The organism is Vibrio sp. 10N.261.55.A7 (genome assembly GCF_002877365.1).
Taxonomy (GTDB): Bacteria; Pseudomonadota; Gammaproteobacteria; order Enterobacterales; family Vibrionaceae; genus Vibrio.
On sequence record NZ_MCWZ01000028.1, the window covers coordinates 1 to 722 of the forward strand.

Consider the following 722-nt stretch of genomic DNA (forward strand, 5'->3'; position numbering starts at 1 on the left):
CTCTTTGATAGAGCAGTTCTTTATCACCTTAGTCATTAACTCAATTAAGACCGCTTTTGTATGCTATGTCATTCTAATGGTTTTCCATGAGAGCATAAATCGTCGCGTCTTTGCGATCGCTAAATATTTACGCAGCTATAATCCTCGTCACCCTTCTCGGCCTTTGAAGCTCTTTTACAAACCATGGGTGATGGAAAAAGAAGATGAGCTTAACTGGTTAGCAGAAGAAACCAATAAGATCACGCGTAACGTTACCCAGCTTTATACCAACATTAAGGTCGAACAAGAGCGTTTGACTGATTTCACTCACGTATCTTCTGATTGGCTGTGGGAAATCGATGAACACGAACAGCTGACGTATTGTTCAGAGTACATGCTGAATGCGCTTGAGATAGATCCACACAATAAACCCAAGCTCTTTGATATTCCGAAACTCAGTCAACTAACGAACCTTCCATTGGCTATTCAAACTTGCCGTGATTTTAATCTGTGTGAAGAGAGTCTGACTGTCAATGGTGTTACGTGCCATATGCTTTTCCAAGCGATCGCCAAATACAGTAATGGGAAATTTAAAGGCTTTCGCGGAACAAGTATCAACATTACTGACTTAAAAATGGCTCAGATTGAGCTAGAACAACTGAACGAAAATCTCGAACGTACCGTGGCCGCCAGAACCGTTGATCTCGAACAGAGCGTAGAACAACTGCAAGAAACACAAGAAC

At 41.7% G+C, this 722-nt stretch carries 1 pseudogene; it reads left to right on the forward strand.

Annotated features, from left to right (window positions below):
- Positions 1-722: pseudogene (locus BCU12_RS23415) on the forward strand (ATP-binding protein); the annotation flags it as partial.